The 3,568-nt window shown below is 47.1% G+C and carries 3 protein-coding genes; all 3 read right to left on the reverse strand.

Features of this window, described 5'->3' with window-relative positions:
* Positions 1-2,299, reverse strand: a 2,299-nt coding sequence (locus ACQY6Q_RS03870; protein ID WP_427978085.1) for a toxin VasX, incomplete at its 3' end; no start/stop codon positions are given.
* 17 nt (positions 2,300-2,316) lie between these two features.
* Positions 2,317-2,982: a PGRP and LysM peptidoglycan-binding domain-containing protein gene (locus ACQY6Q_RS03875; RefSeq protein ID WP_427978087.1), complete on the reverse strand. Its 666-nt coding sequence runs from the start codon at positions 2,980-2,982 to the stop codon at positions 2,317-2,319.
* Between the two features lie 16 nt (positions 2,983-2,998).
* On the reverse strand, positions 2,999-3,568 hold a 570-nt coding region (locus tag ACQY6Q_RS03880), incomplete at its 5' end, for a hypothetical protein (protein WP_427978089.1).

The following is a 3,568-nucleotide window of genomic DNA, read 5'->3' on the forward strand; positions in this document are numbered from 1 at the left end:
AGGCTGCGCCCATCATGAAGTGCCCTGTGGCTTCACCAATATTGTCTTGCTGAATGCTGGTTATACCCTTCCAGACGGAATCAATCGAGGCGGCAAAATTCGCCACGGCAACTAAGCCCACGAACAGTTTACTGCTTAGAATAACGCCTAAGTCGCTGGCTAGGTGGCTCAGTTTTGGGGCTATGCTTCTGGCCAGGTAGGGCGTGATTTTTGCTCCAAGATCAGTCGATATTCGGGTTGCAGCCCAAGGGATAGCGTGGGCGGCCGATGCATGGCTTAAGGCCGCTGAGGCTCTTGAAATGGCCAGAATGTCTACGGTGAGTGCGCTGATGGCACTGGTAAAACCGAGCGTATCGTGTAAAACAGAGCCAGAGTTTAAGGGGTTTGCATGAGTAAATTGGTTGTTCTGAAGCGATAGGTCATTAATGGCTTTCACATTAAAAAAAGCGGATAAGCCGGCAAAGCCTCCATCGAACACCATACCGATGGCTTCTCTGCCATTTTTAATGGTGCTGATTTTAAAGCGGCCCGATGGATTGGGGTGTTCAGGGACTTCTATTTTGGACAATTCTATTTGTTTTGGAATAGCCTCGTTCTTGAGCCGCTCACCCCAGTCAAAAAGCTTCTTTCCAAAGTTGAGTTTGGTCTCTGCCCTACTTAGGGTCGTTAATTTTGCTTTACCTGGCTGGCGGATACTTTCGTCTAATGCTTTGGCGAGCACTCTAGCCAGTTCGTCGTGCGTTAAGACTACTTTATTACCAGGCTTAACCGTTACCCCCATGACATCAAACAAACCGGGCATAAACTTATAAACAATAAACTTTTCAAAATTGGCGAGCACTTTGTGGGAATATCGTTCGGCACTTAATAGTTTAAATTCAGCATTAGAATAGGTTTTACCTAACCAAGGCCCAAACCACAACAAGAATGCATCCATAGCTTTTAAGGAGTCGACCGACCAGTCAATGCCTGTTTGCGGTGTGGTGGTGGTTGTTAGAGCGATTTTTAACAGAATGTATTCTAGCGCATTTGGTTTTTGTTCAAATTGCGCCACCAAGTCTTCCATGATTTTCTGGCCGGACTCGCTCCCTAACACACCACTGAATATTGAATTGGCCAGAACACATAGCTTTTGGAACTCTTCGTTGGCTTCGTCGCTATTCGTTGGTTCTGTAAATGCATGTTTAAAATAGTTATCGAGAGAGCCGACTTTACCCGTCAGCGCGTCGTCAACCATAAACGCTTTGTATAATGCTCCAAACTGCGCGAGGCGTTCTTTAAATAAGGCGTGTTTATCCTCCATCATCGTCCAAAATTTGCCATGTTCTTCAGCGTTAATCGCATCTTCAACGAGTTCTTTAATGTCCTCGTTATCGCTATTTTTTAACTGCTGAACAAATGTCCCTATGGTATAGGGGTATAGATTGCTGGCTTTGTAGTGTGTTTCCCACAAGGTTAGTTTTGTTATGATTTCAGCAATATCTTGCTGAATACCTACTGGGTCATATAGGCCAACAATGCGGGCTACTTTGCCGTATTCTGTTTTTCGGCTTAGTTCCACGGCAATCGTGTCGGCCGCTAATTTGTAGCTGGTTTGAGTGGTGAGTACATCCAGTCCTGAGTTATCAAGTTCTTCTATATCAGGGTCATTGGGGTTGGTTCTAAACTTAAGTGCCCGATCTTTTTGTTCTCGGTAATCTTCTACCAGTGCCTGCAAGTTGTCCGATGTTGCTTCAACGGTAGCGTCATCGTTAGCATGCAAGTTTATCCGTTGCATAAACTCTGCGCGTTTTTGTGCACTACCATTTATCTCATCGATTACTTGGGCATTAAGGGGTTCAATACAGTGAATAATGCTAATTTCGCTGACTTCTTTGCGCACAAAGGCAAAGGGGTAGCCTTTATATCGGCTACCTTTCTTCTCTGGTATTAAGCCCCCTTTGGCATCAATACCGTTTTTAAACAGATATTTGTGAAATTGTTCTTGAACGCTGCCGTCGGGCATTTGCAGATGTTTGTATTGGAATATCTGCAAGTTGCTTCCGCCAACTTCTTCTTTTATGTAGACCCAGCTTGGTCGCAGTAAACGGGCGACATAGCCTTTGGTGGCTGACATATTGGTTTGGTTGAGTAACGTTTTGAGAGCAGGCGGTCGGGCTGGTGCTTCGAGGTTTTCTTCGAAAAAGTTAGCATAGGCGTAGCGCACGGGGTAAATAGGGCATACGGCGTTGTCAATAATGAGTGTGTTTGGCTGGTTCAGGGCGACCTGAACTGTCCGAGTGACTGTGGCGTCCGTCATGATTTGTTGCGTCCTTTTTAACAGCCGTATTGCTTTAATAGTTTGCGTTGCGTCTTAGGGCCGGGTTCGCCATCTTTGGTTAGCCCATTGGCAGCTTGAAAAGCCATAATACCTTTGCGAGTGTTGTTACCCATCACGCCATCAACCGTTCCGCAAAAATAACCAAGGTTGTTACAGCGTGCTTGAATGCCACTGAGTGTGTCGATAGGGTCAAGATGAGCGAATTGCACGGTAAGCTGGTGAGAGGGTTCAGCGGACGTTTCATCAGAATAAACGCTCAGCTCACCTTCAGTCGCTTCCGTTTCGGGCAGCGTTATGGCGAGATTCCCTTTTTTGTCGGTGACCGATTTCAATGTCTGCTCGCCAATTTTAAGTTCCACTTTTGCATTGGCCAGGTAGGAACCCGAGCTGTCTTTTATGGTCATTTGTAGCGTTTCCTGCTCTGGCTCATCCTCCTGACACACCACAAAGCGATGGCGGCGATTTGTTTGAGCAGAAAATACATTGGTCGGCTTTTCGGGGATGTTAAGTACATCGCCAGGGTAGATCACGTCCGGATTAGGCCGCAAACTCCGAAAGGCGGCGTTATCGGCATGCATATACAGAGCTTTACTCGAATCGAAATTGAATTGCTTCGCAATGCGAAGCAGCGTGTCGCCTTGTTTTACCGTGTATTGCGTCATATCGAATTCCTTTACTTTAGCGTACCGGTCTATCTAGATTTGGAAACTTCACGGTACAGTCCTCCATGCTGGTTAATCCTTCTACACGTGCAACACCATATGAATCTGTTTTACCTGCATGCACTTCACCGGTAGACGTTGTGATTTCGTAGTCGGCATCAACCATTGGCTGCCCTTTGGAATCGACCAATTCTACTTCAAACCAATAGTTGTCTTCTGCACTAAAGCCTTCCAGTTCCAACGCTTCAACCTCATCAATCTCAACGGGCTCTATTGCGTCGGCACTCTCAGGCGCATTGCTTTCACCCAGTTCGTATTCAACGTTGCCGTCGAACGTGACGCCGCTCTGGCCTTTCAGGGTGATCTGTTTGCCGAACAGTTTGATGTTGCCGTTGCCGTCGATCTTAAACCCGCCGGTGCCGTTGCTGAACAGCAAATCCCCTTTGCCGGTACCGGTGATGGTGATGTCGTTCGGGGCTTGCACGAGGTAACTGCCGTCACTGACTTTGGTGATCTGTGCGCCCTGGCTGGTGATGCTCACCGCTTGGTTGCTGCGCAGTGTCATGCCCTGGGTTTTGGTTTGCCA

It is taken from the genome of Agarivorans sp., assembly GCF_050295395.1.
In the GTDB taxonomy this organism is placed as follows: Bacteria; Pseudomonadota; Gammaproteobacteria; order Enterobacterales; family Celerinatantimonadaceae; genus Agarivorans.